General features: G+C 64.2%; 1 pseudogene. It reads right to left on the bottom strand.

The features are described 5' to 3' along the window. Nucleotides 1-170 precede the first annotated feature (170 nt). Nucleotides 171-433, bottom strand: a pseudogene (locus PZH32_RS11420) (DUF4956 domain-containing protein); the annotation flags it as partial.

Consider the following 433-nt stretch of genomic DNA (forward strand, 5'->3'; position numbering starts at 1 on the left):
CCGTGCAGCCGGACAGCGCCACAGTAGCCGCCAGGGCCGAGGCCACCGCCCCGCGGGCCCATAGCGCCCGGCGCGTCGGTCCTGTCATTCGTTTCATGCTTCTTCGCACCATAGATCTCTCCCTCTCGTTCTTTCCTTGAATTTGTTGGCGAGTGGCCGAGCCGCAAGCGCTAGAGCGTCTCGCGCCCCGCCGGGGTCATACCCAGGGAAATCTTCAAGTTCCCGTTCAGACAGCGCAGCTCGTCGATCAGGGCCTTCTCCAGCCCCGGCTGGCGCAGCCGCAGCTGATAGGTGAGCTGGAAGAGGCTGCCCATGTTCGTGGTGGTAACCTCGGTCAGCTCCGCCTCGGCCTCATAGCGATCGAGTACCTCGTCGAACACGCCGTCGTACTCCAGATCCTCGGGGATGGTAATGCGCAGCGTCTTGCCCGGCT

This window comes from Adlercreutzia equolifaciens, assembly GCF_029076695.1.
GTDB classification, from domain to species: Bacteria; Actinomycetota; Coriobacteriia; order Coriobacteriales; family Eggerthellaceae; genus Adlercreutzia; species Adlercreutzia equolifaciens_A.